Raw genomic sequence first — 13213 nt, forward strand, 5'->3', positions numbered from 1 at the left:
AGGGCCCTGTGCACGACGGCCAGTTGACAGAGTCTACTTGCTTGCGGGGAGCCGGTCCGACAGGTGGGCCCGTCTGGAAACTGGCCGGGCGCTGGGGCTAAGTTTGGGCGCATGGATCTTGCGCCTGAGCCGTGTTGCCCCGGTGGCAGCCATGATGCGCTTCGCTATGGGACGAGGACGAAGTAGATGATCGATCTTGACTGGATCGCCAAGCCGTTCGGGCCGGGCGACATCGCCGGCGACGGCACCAAGAAACTGCTGGGGACCAGTGTCGCCACGCCCAGCCTGCTGCTGCGCGAGACCGCGCAGAACAGTTGGGACGCGCGCCTGAACGGAAAGGTCCCCGAGTACCAGATGCGGTTCCGCCGCATCGACGGCAGAGTGGCCGCCATCCTGCGCGACCACGTCTTCACCGGCACCAGCCCCAGCTCCGGCCTGGCCGCGGCGCTCGCCGACGACGGCGTCGAGGCCATCGAGATCCACGATCGTGGCACCTGCGGCCTGGACGGCCCCACCAACAACGACTCCCAGGTCGGCGAGAACGACCCCACCAACTACCGCGACTTCGTGCTCACCGTCGGCGCCCCGCGCAGCCGGGCACTGGGCGGCGGCACCTACGGATTCGGCAAGGCAGCCGCATTCCGCGCCTCCACCTGCGGCACCCTCATCATCTGGACCCGCATCCAGAACGCCCCCGGGCAGTACGAGGAGCGGCTCATCGCCGCCGCCGTCAACCCCAACTTCCAGATCGGCAACCGGCGCTACACCGGCCAGCAGTGGTGGGGAGCACGGTCCGGGCCCACCGACTCCTCGGTGGTGCAGCCCGTCCGCGGGGCGGACGCCCGGGCCATCGGCGAGGCCGTGTTCGAGCGCACCTTCGGTCCCGAGGAGACCGGCACCTCGCTGCTCGTGCTCTCCCCGGCCTACGAGGACGGCCGTGACGCCTTCATCGCCGAGTCCCGCACCGCCGTCCCGGTCAACCTGTGGGCCAAGCGCGTGGCCGATCAGCCGCCGTGGCGCCGGATGGACATCAGCATCACCGTCGACGGACGCGACTTCCGCATCCCCGACGCCCAGGACTCCCGCGTCGTCGCCGCCAAGGAGGCCTGCCTCCAGGCGGTGCGCCGCGCCCAGGCGGCGGGTGACGGCGTCGAGGCCGGCGTTGACGTCGACCCGTCGGTCGCCGTCGAGGAGATCTGGTGCCGCAACCCCAAGACACTGGTCGGGCACTTGGCGCTGACCCCCTGTGCGGTGCCTCCCGGCGACCCGTTCAAGAGCAATGAGAACCGCGTCACGATGATGCGCAATCAGGCTGAACTCGTCGTCGAGGATCGCGAATACCCCAGCTACCGGAACATGATCGGGGAGTGGGTCGGCGTCTTCAAGCCGGTCCGCGAACTCGACGGCGCTTTCTCGGCGTCCGAACCCCCGACCCATGACTCCTGGAACCCGAACTCGCTGGAATCGGCCAACAAGAGGCTGGTCAACACCGGTCTGCGACGGGTCAGCGAGGAGGTCCGCGCCTTCCTGGCCCCCGCCGACGCGATCGACGACTCTCCCCAGGAGAGCACCAGCCAGCTCGCCACCGCACTGGGCGTGCTCTCCCGGCCGGTCGCGAAGACCTCCCCCGACGCCGGGTCCAAGCCCGGCAGGCAGTCCCGCGACGTCCGCGCCCGGACCTCCAAGGTCGAGGTCACCGGATACGAACTGGTACCGCCGTCCGGTGACGGCGACCCGACGACCGCCACCACCCGGATCACCCTGCTCGCCCGCTCCGACGGCGATTACGTGCGCGTCACGCCCAAGCTCGACATCGGGATCGACGGGCGCAACTCCCTGGGCGATCCAGACGAGGTCTACATCGGGTCATGGACGACGTCGGAGGGCGTCAAGTACGACAACGACGGGATCCGCGTGCGCTCCGGGGAGACGTTCACCGTCGACGTCTGCTACCCCGACGGAGTCGCCATCGACTGCACATTCCTGGGAGAAGATGCCTGATGAGACTGCTGCCATTCCGGGTAGTGCTGCCGCCGGCCGTCAGCTACGACGCACCGACCCTCGAGGTTGACGGCAGACGGTTCGGGCCCGGCGACCACGTCGTCGGATGGAACTACGTCACCGACTCCACCGTCCACGGCAGGGTCACGATCGACCCCGAGAAGGTCATCTCGCAGAGCGGCCTGAGCGCCGACGACGGGATGCGCCGGCTGCTCGCCGTGCTCCGGGTCGACTGCCCCTCCACCGGACGCCGATACCTGTGGGCCAAGCCCGTCGGCGTCGACCAGAGGGCCGTCGACATCGCCGTCGAGGTGCCCGCCGGCCAGACCGCCAATGACCTCGAGGTCCGCTACGAGGTGGTGCTGGACGGGCCCGACGGGGCCGCAGGGAACAACCGGGCCGCCTACCTCAAGGGCAGCCGACTGTTCGTCAGCGACGACCTGTACCGGTTCCGGCTGGAGGGCGACTCGGCCCTCTTCCCGGTCGAGGCCGTGAAGTTCCGCGGCGGCGAGTTCCCGGTCGGGAGCGCCTGGCTGGTGAAGTTTCAGGCCGAGGACCTCAACGCCCCCTTCCTCGGATCGGTGAGGCTCTTCGTCAACCGCGACCATCCGGCCGCCGAAGCACTGCTGGGGGCCGAGAACACCATCGCCCAGCCGATCATGATCCGCGACATCCTGCTGCAGATGCTGATGTCGGTGGCGCTCAACACCTCCGAGGACGCCGTCGACGAGTTCGACGAGGGCAGCACCGGAGCGGCACTCGAGGAGCTGTGCGCCACCTACCTCGACGTCACCCTCCGCGGCGCCGTCGACCTGCTGCGAAGCGATCCCGGGCGGGTCTTCGCGCTGCTCCAGGCCGGAACCGATTTCCTCAAGGAGAAGAAGTGAGCAGCGTCCTGATTCCCCGGCTGAGGGCCGGTGAGGCGATCCAGCTGTTGGCCGACCACGCCCGGCGCCTCGGCGAGGGAGCGACCCCCGAGTACCTCGTCGACACCACTCACATCACCACCAGTGATCCCGCCGCAGGACCGCTGGCCCCGGCCGCCCAGATCGATGCCTGGCGCGACGGCGTGGTGGCCCGCGTGTCCGGGTTCGACCTCACCACCAAGGCCGGACGCGACGGCTACGGCATGACGCTGGGCAAGGCCCTGGCCGAGGTGATCAACCCGATCCCCTCGGACGCCGCCCACGACGGCGTGTGGTCCTTCCTGTCACTGCGGGTCTTCCCGGATCTGGTCTACGCCAGGTGGCCCGGAGAGACGATCGTCGGCGAGCTCCGGCTGCCCGCCGACCGCTGGATCGGCAGCCAGGCCGGCAATCGCGACCGCAACTACCTCAAGCTCGCCTGGCGACGCTGGACGGTACTGGGAGACGTCATGGAGAGCGCCGACCCGCTGATGGGCGAGGCGGAGTTCGGACGCCTGCTGGAGGATCGCGCGTCCGTGGCGCGTGACCGCCGCCTGGTGCGGGAGGCCGCCGCCGTGGTGGTGAAGTACGGCGCCGACCAGCCCGGGGGGCGCTCTGAGTTCGCGCGGAAGTTCATGAACCTGCTATCGGCCCGGACCGGCTCGATGCTGCTGGACATTCTCACCGACGACGAGATCCACGACTTCGTGGAGGAGGAGGCCTCGAGCATCGTGCGGCGGAGGGCCCGTCGCGGAGTGTGATCGGGCTCTGGCCTTCGTGCATTGTTTGAGCTCTGTGCTCTGATCTGAGCTGCCCCAGATTCCCAATGTGGAGTCCGGGGCGGTGTCATGTGCGGGCGTGGTGATGCCGGACAGCGGGAGCCGGCCGGAGGGGGTCGACCGGCGGGAGCCGACCGGCGGCAATTTCGGGAGTTGTCCACAGATTTCTGGACAGACTCTGGAGTTTCTTGCGGTGCGTCTGCCATTCTTCGGTCATGGTGCGGGCTGAGGGGTGGGCGGTGTGGTCGGGACGTGCGCGGTCGGGAAGCGTGCGGTCGACAGGACGGGTGCGTGTTGTCGGCGTGCGGCGCTGGGTGGCTGTCGGGCTGGCTGTGGTGATGGCGGCCGGGGCGGCGGGGTGCGGTGGGGGTGACGCCGGGGCCGGGGCGTCGCCGGCGGGGTCAGGTTCTGGTGCGTCGACGGTGACGCCGAGTGGATCGCCAGGGACGCCGACTCCGACACCATCAGAGGATCCGCTGTTCACGGAGGCCAAGGCGGTGTACGCGAAGTACTTGGATCAAATCATTGAAATGAATAAGCAGGGTGGGGGGACCAAACTTCCCGCAGCCATGAAATCCATCGTGTCTGGTGAGTATGAGCAAGCTATGCTGAACCTCTACACTCATACGCGAAAACAAGGATATCATGCAACTCCAACATCATCCGGGCGAGTCACAACTATCACTCGGGTTGATCCGGGTGCGTCTCACGCTATTTCAATCGATGCGTGTATGGACCTGACGTCGATGACATTTGTCGACACTAGCGGCAAGGTTGTTGACAAGGGGACGCTTCGCCGTGACAATTTTCAATTGGATCGGCGTAACGGGTCTCTTGTGATCAGCGAGGGCAACTCGAAGAAGGTGGCGACGTGCGACGCATGATTGCTGCCTTATTTTCAGCCCTGGCGATGCTGGTCGTAAGTGCGTCAGCAGCTTGGGCGGAGTCGTCCATTGATGCTGTGGCGGGCGGAGATGCGGTTTCGGTTACGGGGACCGAGTCTGGCTCTTCTGGTGGTGGTTCCTCGGGTTCAGGTGGGTCGGGGTCGTCGGGTTCTGGTCCTGCTCCGAGTGGCGGTGGTGGTGGCAGTTCCTCGAGCGGTGCTGGTGGTGGGTCGGGGTCCTCGGGTGGGGGTGGGGCTGCGGTGACCAATGGCAATGGTGGGCGGGAAGGCGTCCTGTACGAGCCGGACCCGGCAGCAGCGCCGGCGGCAGCGGCCTCGGGCCCGTCCGCGGCGCAGGTGAGGGCCTGGGCGATCTCGGCGGCGGCCTCGGTGAGGCTCCCGGCGCCGAGTGTCGGTATCGATCCCGACCCGTCGGTGAACCGGTGGCACATCGTGGCGGTGGGTCAGCCGTTGTGGCTCTATGACGGGTCGTCGGCCCGGGTGGCGTCGACCGCGTCGAATCAGGGGGTCACGGTCTCGATCACGGCGGTGCGCACCGGTGTCAGTTTCGATATGGGGGAGGCGGTGGTCCGGTGCACGTCGATGACCCGGCGTCCGGTGTCGGCTGAGCCGCGGGCGGAGTCTCCTGACTGCGGGTACCGGTATCAGAAGCGCGGCGATCGCCAGGTGCGGGCCACGGCGTCGTGGACGGTGTCGTGGAGCGCGTTGGGACAGTCGGGCACGATCCCGATGACCCGCACGGCGTCACGGACCCTCCCGGTGCGCGAACTCCTGTCGGTCAACGTCAGACCCTCCTGACCTGAGACCGTCCAGTCTCAAGATTCCCGGAATGCGTGCCTGGCTTCGGCTCCAACAGGCGCGTCGCTGTACAGGGCCTTGGAACCTGTTCGCCAGCGCGTCATGTCGCGGCGCTCACGAGCTCCCGATCCCAGCCGTTGGTGGTGGCCGCTTCGAGCATGACCCAGGCGGCGTCCTCGTATGAGATGGACATTCCGGCGACGCGATTGATGCGCACGGTCGCTGCGACGTCGGGGCTGCGGTGACCGGCAGGGGTCATGCGCCCGGGGCCGAAGATAACGTAGTTGATGCCGGCCCCTCGGATGGCATCGATACAGGCCTGGTGGGCGAGGTAGGCCTGCTCGGCCCCCGGCCACGAGTCCAGGAGCCTCTTGTACGCGGGAGTGACTCCGTCCTCATCCATTGCGTTGGAGCCGCCGGCGGGCCAGACCAACTTCTGGACGCCGTTGCGCTTGACCGCTTCGGCCATGGCCAGCGCCATCCTCCGGTGAGCGCCATTCCCGGAGATCGCTACGTCGACGTCCTGCATGGCGCGGTCGAGGGCGGCTGGATTGGTTGCATCGCCGATAGTGATCCTGGAGAGCCTGGCGATGGTGCCGGCGTCCAGGCGGGTGCGGAGCCTGCCACGGTCGCGCACCAGGACGGACACGGTGAGCTCGCGCTCGAGGGCCTCGTGAACCATGCTGGTGCCAAGCCCACCGACCCCGGCGATCAGGATGTGGTTGACGTTGGGTGCGGTCATTCTGCAGTTCCTCTCCGGCCTGTGGGGTCAGCTCCTCACGCGCCTGTGGCCTTGAGCGACGGGTGGTCAAGTCTAGTCGCCGGGGCAGGTCCCCCTCCATCCTCATGCTGCGGGATTTCACGTGGGCCCCAAAAGATGACGTCACCTCGGAGAATTGGCGCCGACGTCCATATTCGGCGCCAACGTCGCCAACCGGGAAGTCAATTCACATAAATCCGACACAACCCCCACCACCGATACGCATCAACTCGACACTACGTCACACGCCGGAAGCACACGCCGGGCGGACCTGTCAAGGTCCTGTTCTAAGAATCAATGGCATCGATTCTTAGGAAGAGACTATGGATTCTTTCACCTTCGTCGAATACAGTGTCTACATGAGTGGGAAACGCAACGTGTGGCAGACCGTGAAGGTCATCGAGGAGGCTCTGGATCTCCTCGACCGCAGCTGCGCCGCCACTATGAACCCCGCCCAGACTCTGGCCGCGATGAGGGCCATGCGCCGCCTGGCCGATCGGATGTGTGCCGAGGCTGCCGTGTGGACGGACCGGGCCGCCAAGACCTGCGCGGCCGAGAAGGCGGCCGGCACCCCGCTGTCGGACTATCTGGCGGTCACCGAGGGCCGCAGCTCCTCGGAGGCCAACGGGCTGGTGCATCAGGCGGGCCGGATCACCGCCGACCCCCGGGTGCGTGACGCCGCCCTGGCCGGGACCGTCTCACCGAACAAGGCCGCCGCGGCCGGGGCCGTGCTGCGCGACCTTCCGCGCCACGACATGAGTGAGGCGCAACGACGAGCCGCCGCCGAGAGGCTGATCGATCAGGCCGCCGGTGGGGCCACCACCGGCCAGATCGCCCGCTCCGCCGATCGAGTGCTGGAGCAGGTGGCCCCCGACCTGGCCCCCACCCCCGACGGGCGAGCCGCCGAGGCCGAACGGCGCCGCCGCCGGGCCGTCCGCGAGCGCGAACTGACCTTCGTCGAGGACGGTCGGGGCTCGGTCCGCTTCTGGGGACGACTGCCGCAGATGGAGGGCGACCTGCTGCGCACAGTCGTCGGGGCCTGCGTGGAACGGGGGCGCGGTGACGAACGCCGCGAACTCGAGACCCTCAAGGCGCAGAGGGCCACGGGGGAGTTGAGTGCCGGCCAGTACTTCGCGGCGCGGACCGTCCTGGGGGAGCGGGAGTCCCGCACCACCGCCCAACGGCAGGCCGACGCGATCACTGACATGGTCACCGCCCTCCAGAGCGCCGGACAGGTCCCGGTCGCCGGCGGTGAGGCGCCGCGGGTCGTGGTCACCCTCGACTACACGAGGCTCCTGCAGCTCGCTGTGGAGGCGGCGGCCACCGGCCTCCGCCCCGACGGCACCATGTTGGATGAGGTGTCGGTCGCCCGGTTGCGGACCGCGGTGACCGGCACCACCGAGACCGGCGCCGATGTTGCGGCCTCCCAGGTGCGTCTGGCCTGCTGCGACGCCGGGATCCTGCCGACCGTTCTCGGCCAGGCCTCCGAGATCCTGGATGTGGGACGGGAGCACCGGCTGGTGACGCCCCAGATCCGCAAGGCCCTGACCCTGCGGGACTCCGGGTGCGTCTTCCCGGGCTGCACCGTTCCCGCACCGGCCTGTCAGGCCCACCACGTCATCCCCTGGTGGGCCGGCGGACCCACCTCCCTGAATAACCTCGTCCTGATCTGCAGGCATCACCACGGGGTCATCGAACCCCACCGATTCGCTCCCGCCGCCGACCAATGGCGCATCACCTTCGACCCCGACACCGGCCGGCCCCAGGTCCACCCGCCCCGACGCCTCCGCCACGACCTCCCACCCGGCCCGGATGCCGGGGAGGACTCCGCCCACCAGCCCGAAACTGAAACCGGGGCCCAGGGCACGCTCATCGCCTGACACCCGAACGCGGGGTCGGCCGCCGGTCGCGGGGCATAGGCTTGCCCGCGCCATGCCAGACACACCCAGCGCGTCCCCCACGCCGAGCAACCAGCAGCGAGACGAACAGAACTCCCAGCCGAGCGACCGGCCCGAGACGTCGTCGATGAACCAGCAGGCCTCCAACCAGCCGGCGTCCGACCTTGCCCGCGACCGATTCGGCCACGAGGTCACCGTCAAGCGCGCATGGTCGGCCCTGTGGGCCGTGATCATCGGATTCTTCATGCTGATGGTCGATCAGACGATCGTCACCACCGCCCTGCCCGCCACCATCCGGGCCCTCGGCACGGATCTGACCGGCGGCGTCTGGGTCACCAGCTCCTACCTGCTCACCTACGCCGTCCCCCTGCTCATCAGCGGACGCCTCGGCGACCGCTTCGGCCCGCGCAACGTCTACCTCGCCGGAATGGCGATCTTCACGGTCGCCTCGCTGGCCTGCGGGCTGTCGGTCAACATCGAGATGCTCATCGCCTCCCGCGCCCTCCAGGGCATCGGTGCCGCACTCATGAGCCCCCAGTCGATGACCGTCATCACCCGGCTCTTCCCGGCCCGCAGCCGCGGCGCCGCGATGGGCATCTGGGGAGCCACAGCCGGGGTCGCCGGCTTCGTCGGCCCCATTCTCGGCGGCCTGCTCGTCGACGCCATCGGCTGGGAATGGGTGTTCTTCGTCAACGTCCCGGTCGGCATCTTCGGCATGTGGCGCGCATGGGTGGCCGTTCCCGAGCTGGAGCGCCGCTCCCGCAGCCTCGACTGGGTGGGCGTTGCGCTCTCGGGCATCGCCATGGCGCTGCTGGTCTTCGGTATCCAGGAGGGCGAGCGGTTCGACTGGGGCACGATCTCCGGCATCCTCTCGGTGCCCCTGCTCATCGGGCTCGGCGTCCTGATCATGGGCGCCTTCGTGATCTCCCAGACCCGATGGTCCAGAACCCGGGGCGGCCGTACCAAGGGGGCCGAGACCTCCGACCCGCTCCTTCCACTCGGCCTGTTCCGCAATTGGAACTTCACCCTGGCGAACCTCGCGATCTTCTTCGTCGGCATGACGGTCACCGCGATGAGCCTGCCCACCGCCGTCTACCTCCAGCAGGCCCGCGGCCTCTCGCCGACGATGGCGGCCCTGGTCCTGGTGCCCACCGCCCTGTTCTCCGGGGTGCTCTCGCCGCTGGTCGGAAAACATCTCAACCGGTTCCGCTCCGGACGGATCGCCATGGTCGGCACCGGACTCACGGCGCTGGCCAACCTCGGCTGGGCCCTCACCATGAACAGCACCACCGCCTTCTGGGTGTTCTGCATCCTGGCGGGAGTGATGGGCATCGGGGCCGCCCACATGTGGTCGCCCATCTCCCTGACCTGCACCCACGACCTGCGTCCCGACGACGCCGGGGCCGGGTCCGGGGTGTACAACGCCGTCCGTCAGGTCGGTTCGGTACTCGGCTCCGCGCTCATCGCGATGATGATGGACGCCCGCGTCGCCGCCCGCCACGACCTGGCCCGCGGCCTGGGGGACTCGCTGCTGCTGCCCGCCGCATGCGCGGCCTGCGCCACCGTCTGCGCCCTTCTGTTCCGCGCATACTCCCGAGGATCCCGCGTCTGAGGCCGGGGCTCGGCGCGGCCCATGGACGCCTCCATAGACTGACCCCATGCGCATCGCCATCGGAGGTTTCGCCGGACTGCTCGGGACCGCTCTTGTCCAGGAGCTGCGCAGGCAGGGCCACGACGTCGTCACCCTCACCCGCCACGAGCCCATCCAGCCCTCCGACCGCCGCTGGGATCTCGACACTCTCTCCATCGCCCCGCCCTTCCTCGACGACGTCGACGCCGTGATCAACCTCGCCGGCGAACCCATCGCCGGGGGCCGGTGGACCGAGGAGCGCAAGTACCGCATCGTCACCTCCCGGGTCGACACGACACGGATCGTCACCCGCGCCCTGGAGAGCTCCGAGCGCTGCAAGGTCTTCCTCAACGGCTCCGCGGTCGGCTACTACGGCCCCCGCGGCGACGAGTGGGTGAGCGAGGACGACGACGCCGGGGAGGGATTCCTCGCCGAGGTCTGCCTGCGCTGGGAGACGGTCGCCCATGAGGCGCCCGAGGACGTGCGCACCGTGACCCTGCGCACCGGCCAGGTGATCGCCCCCATGGGAGGGTTCCTGGCCAAGCAGCGGCCCCTGGTGAGGCTCGGACTCGGCGGGCGGATGGGATCGGGCCGGCAGTACCTGTCCTGGATCAGCCTGCGCGACCACGTGTCCGCGATGATCGCCGCCCTCACCGACGACCGGGTCCAGGGCCCGATCAACCTCGTCGCCCCCGAACCGGTGCCCAATTCGGACTTCATCGACGCCTACGCCAGCGCCCTGCGGCGGCCGCACTTCATGCCGCTGCCGACGCCGGCGGCCAAACTCGTCTTCGGGACCCAGCTGGTGGAGGAGGCCCTGCTCACCGGCCAGCGGGTGCGCGGCGACCTGCTGGCGAAGATCGGCTTCGAGTTCGCCGACCCCACCATTGACGCCGCCATCGCCACCGCCCTGAAGGGCAGGCGCTGAATGGCCAGGCGGGACGGATACATCCCGGTCGTCACCTGGACCCTCATCGGCATCTGCGTGGTGGTCTGGCTCGGTGAGCTGGCCATCCCGGACTTCGTCAACGACATCGCACTGAGCGCCGCCGCCGGGAAGGCCGAGCCGTGGCGGTTCCTCACCTCCGCATTCGCCCATTCGACGAACATCACCCACATCGGGTTCAACATGTTCGCGCTGTGGTCACTCGGCCGGGCTCTGGAGCGGTTCCTCGGACGAGGACGGTACCTCGCCAGCTACCTGCTCTCGGCGCTGGCCGGGGGAGCCCTGTTCGTGGTCATGGCGACCGGGTCGCAGACCGGCGGCGCACTGGTCCCCGGCTGGTACGACGGGGTGGTCGGGGCATCGGGGGCCATCTTCGGCCTGTTCGGCACCCTGCTGGTGGTGCAGCGGCGTCTCGGCGGATCGACCAGATCGCTGTGGATGGTGCTGGCGCTCAACGTGGCGCTGGTCTTCTTCATCCCCGACATCGCCTGGCAGGCCCACGTCGGAGGGTTCGCGATCGGTGCGGTCTGCGGGGTCGTCTTCTTCGAGGACGCCAAGCGGGTGCAGCGGGGGAAGCGGTCCCTCACCTGGTGGGCGCTCGGGACCCTGGCCGTGGTCATGGTCCTGGCGATCGTGCTGAAGTACGCGTTCACGACAGTCGCGGGCTGAGAATCTGGTCTGCTCAAGCCCGTTCCCGGCTCAGGGCTGCGAGGAACTGTCGAGTTGATGTCCGTCATTCAGCATCAACTCGACAGTTCCTCGCAGACGATCCGCACGTCGGCGAGGTGCCCGGGCCGGTGACGGAGCCGGTGCAGCTCCTCCTGCACCGCCCACAGCGCCCACCACGGCTCGAACATGTCCCCGTCACGGGCCAGGGCCCGCTGTTTCCGGACGGCCGCGTCGGCCTGAATCCAGATCGTGGTGGTGGCCAGTGCTGCTGACGCCGGGGTCAGCGCGCCGCAGGCCTCCACCAGGATCGGCCGGTGCGGGTCGAGGGAACGCCGCTCGCCGGGAGCGCCGGCCTTCCAGTCCCACATTCGGTATCCGGGATCGTGTGCCGCGAGGATCTCGCCCGGAATCACCGTCCAGGCTGCCGACAACCCTGCCCAGCCGGGGTAGAAGTCGTCGTGGACCAGCTGCCAGGCGCTCCCGGATGCCGCCTCCAGCGCTGCGACCAGCCGGTTCGCCAGGGTCGTCTTGCCCGATCCGGAGCCGCCGTCGAGGATCACCACCGGCCGCGAGCCGTGCGCATCGGCGAGGATGCGGGCGGTCAGGGCGTCGAGGAGGTCCGGGCTGCCGGCCGCGAGCGTGAGGGGCACGGCCATTCACTGTACGAGATCCTCGACAGGATCACTGGTATGGTCGGGCGGGTCGACAGGGGAGCGAGAAATCGCTGAGAGTGCCCAACGGGCAGACCCTCGAACCTGATCCGGGCCTCGGAATGCGAGGACAGAACCGGCGTAGGGAGTCGAGCACCTCTCCGGGCCGCCGAGCCCAGCCCCTCCTTGAAACAGGAGGATCCATGTTCCACCACCGCAGGGGCCGTATCGCCCTGGCGCTGCTCACCACTCTCGCCCTGGCTGGGTGCGGTCAGACGGGCTCCCAGTCCGGCCAGTCGTCGCAAACCCCCTCCAAAGAGGTCACGATCATCACCCACGACTCGTGGGCCATGAGCAAGAACGTCGTCGCCGAGTTCACCAAGAAGACCGGCTACACGCCGAAGTTCGTCGCCCAGGGCGACGCCGGCGCCGTCGTCAACCAGCTCGTCCTCACCAAGAACTCCCCGCTGGGCGACGTCGTCTTCGGCATCGACAACACCTTCTCCAGCCGCGCCGTCGACGCCGGCGTCGTGGACCCCTACACCTCCAAGGCCCTGCCCTCCTCGGCCACCTCCGCCGCGAAGTCCACCAGCAACAACCTCACCCCCGTCGACCAGGGCGACGTGTGCATCAACGCCGACGACGCCTGGTTCGCGCAGAAGAAGCTCGCCAGGCCCACCACCCTCGACGACCTCGCCAAGCCCGCCTACAAGAACCTCCTTGTCGTCCCCAGCCCCGCCACCTCCTCCCCGGGCATGTCCTTCCTGGCCGCCACCGTCGGCGCCAAGGGCGAGTCCGGCTGGAAGGGCTACTGGTCCAGGCTCAAGAGCAACGGCCTCAAGGTGGACAAGGGCTGGGAGGACGCCTACAACGTCGACTTCTCCGGCGGCGAGGGCAAGGGCAAGTACCCGCTGGTGCTGTCCTACTCCACCTCCCCGGCCTTCACCGTCTCCAAGGACGGCAAGACGTCGTCCACCTCGGCGCTGCTGGGCACCTGCTTCCGCCAGACCGAGTACGCCGGCGTCATCAAGGGGGCGAAGAACACCGCCGGGGCCAGGGCCTTCATCGACTTCCTGCTCTCCAAGGAGGCCCAGGCCGACATCCCCGGCCAGATGTACATGTACCCCATCGACTCCTCGGTGAAGCTGCCGACCGAGTGGACCAAGTTCGCCCCGCTGTCCCCGAAGCCCTACACCGTCGACCCGAAGACCCTGGCCAAGAACCGCAACACCTGGGTCAAGGAGTGGACGGCCACCGTCCAGGGCTGAATCGG

Annotated in this window: 12 protein-coding genes and 1 riboswitch; of the genes, 10 read left to right on the forward strand and 2 right to left on the reverse strand. The window is 68.6% G+C overall.

Annotation, left to right across the window (positions count from 1 at the left end; genetic code table 11):
- Positions 1-186 precede the first annotated feature (186 nt).
- The 5 genes from JS278_RS03390 (at position 187) to JS278_RS03405 (ending at position 5387) form a co-directional block, all read left to right on the forward strand.
- Positions 187-2001, forward strand: coding sequence for a hypothetical protein (locus JS278_RS03390; RefSeq protein WP_114043968.1), 1815 nt, complete (start codon positions 187-189; stop codon positions 1999-2001).
- Positions 2001-2888: a hypothetical protein gene (locus JS278_RS03395; protein ID WP_147243142.1), complete on the forward strand. Its 888-nt coding sequence runs from the start codon at positions 2001-2003 to the stop codon at positions 2886-2888. The genes JS278_RS03390 and JS278_RS03395 overlap by 1 nt, the downstream gene beginning before the upstream one ends.
- On the forward strand, positions 2885-3667 hold the full coding sequence (locus JS278_RS03400; protein WP_114043970.1) for a DUF6339 family protein: 783 nt from the start codon (positions 2885-2887) through the stop codon (positions 3665-3667). Before JS278_RS03395 ends, JS278_RS03400 begins: the two co-directional genes overlap by 4 nt.
- A 515-nt stretch (positions 3668-4182) precedes the next feature.
- Positions 4183-4569 carry a hypothetical protein gene (locus tag JS278_RS15790; protein ID WP_147243143.1) on the forward strand — a complete coding sequence of 129 codons (387 nt, stop codon included), beginning with the start codon at positions 4183-4185 and terminating at the stop codon, positions 4567-4569.
- A gap of 260 nt (positions 4570-4829) precedes the next feature.
- A complete protein-coding gene (locus JS278_RS03405) occupies positions 4830-5387 on the forward strand; it encodes a hypothetical protein (protein ID WP_147243144.1) in 558 nt (185 codons plus the stop codon).
- A gap of 100 nt (positions 5388-5487) precedes the next feature.
- On the opposite strand, the gene JS278_RS03410 is transcribed toward JS278_RS03405, so the two are convergent.
- Positions 5488-6129 (reverse strand): NAD(P)-dependent oxidoreductase, encoded by a 642-nt coding sequence (locus JS278_RS03410; protein WP_114043972.1) that lies wholly within the window; start codon positions 6127-6129, stop codon positions 5488-5490.
- Between the two features lie 377 nt (positions 6130-6506).
- On the opposite strand from JS278_RS03410, the gene JS278_RS03415 reads away from it, so the two are divergent.
- The 4 genes from JS278_RS03415 (at position 6507) to JS278_RS03430 (ending at position 11290) form a co-directional block, all read left to right on the forward strand.
- Positions 6507-8027, forward strand: coding sequence for an HNH endonuclease signature motif containing protein (locus JS278_RS03415; protein WP_114046090.1), 1521 nt, complete (start codon positions 6507-6509; stop codon positions 8025-8027).
- A gap of 145 nt (positions 8028-8172) precedes the next feature.
- Positions 8173-9657, forward strand: a complete 1485-nt coding sequence (locus JS278_RS03420) for a DHA2 family efflux MFS transporter permease subunit (RefSeq protein ID WP_245935261.1) — start codon at positions 8173-8175, stop codon at positions 9655-9657.
- A gap of 46 nt (positions 9658-9703) precedes the next feature.
- On the forward strand, positions 9704-10603 hold the full coding sequence (locus JS278_RS03425; RefSeq protein WP_114043974.1) for a TIGR01777 family oxidoreductase: 900 nt from the start codon (positions 9704-9706) through the stop codon (positions 10601-10603).
- Positions 10604-11290 carry a rhomboid family intramembrane serine protease gene (locus JS278_RS03430; RefSeq protein ID WP_114043975.1) on the forward strand — a complete coding sequence of 229 codons (687 nt, stop codon included), beginning with the start codon at positions 10604-10606 and terminating at the stop codon, positions 11288-11290. It abuts the gene before it with no gap.
- 74 nt (positions 11291-11364) lie between these two features.
- Here the strand turns inward: JS278_RS03430 and JS278_RS03435 are convergent, their stop codons facing one another.
- Positions 11365-11946, reverse strand: a complete 582-nt coding sequence (locus JS278_RS03435) for a nucleoside/nucleotide kinase family protein (RefSeq protein WP_114043976.1) — start codon at positions 11944-11946, stop codon at positions 11365-11367.
- A 41-nt stretch (positions 11947-11987) separates the two neighbouring features.
- A riboswitch (TPP riboswitch) is annotated at positions 11988-12105 on the forward strand.
- A gap of 38 nt (positions 12106-12143) precedes the next feature.
- Between JS278_RS03435 and JS278_RS03440 the strand changes: the two genes are divergently transcribed.
- Positions 12144-13208, forward strand: a complete 1065-nt coding sequence (locus tag JS278_RS03440) for a thiamine ABC transporter substrate-binding protein (RefSeq protein ID WP_114043977.1) — start codon at positions 12144-12146, stop codon at positions 13206-13208.
- The last annotated feature ends 5 nt before the right edge of the window (positions 13209-13213 follow it).

This window comes from Acidipropionibacterium virtanenii, from assembly GCF_003325455.1.
In the GTDB taxonomy this organism is placed as follows: Bacteria; Actinomycetota; Actinomycetes; order Propionibacteriales; family Propionibacteriaceae; genus Acidipropionibacterium; species Acidipropionibacterium virtanenii.